Genomic DNA, 241 nt, shown 5'->3' on the forward strand with positions numbered 1-241 from the left:
CTTAGGGTATACAATATTTATAACCAAAGATGATCCCGCAAGTGTTGATATAACTAATGAAAAATCCATGATCATTGGGGGTGACAACAAATATTGAACAAACTTAAGTGATACAAATGAATGTGTAAACCTCGAATCCCAAAGCACAAAAGTTAAAGTTTCAAAAATAGTAAGTTTATATTCCACCACTGTGGGTAACACATCTGTATCTTGGGTCATTATCGCAAATGCTTTTCCCGTA

1 protein-coding gene is annotated in these 241 nt (G+C 34.0%); it reads right to left on the reverse strand.

Going from position 1 to position 241, the window contains the following annotated elements; all coding sequences use genetic code 11:
• The coding region (locus CVH10_RS26390) for a hypothetical protein (protein WP_181244745.1) at window positions 1-241 on the reverse strand (241 nt) is incomplete at both ends.

The organism is Halomonas sp. ND22Bw (assembly GCF_003011945.1).
GTDB classification, from domain to species: Bacteria; Pseudomonadota; Gammaproteobacteria; order Pseudomonadales; family Halomonadaceae; genus Halomonas; species Halomonas halophila.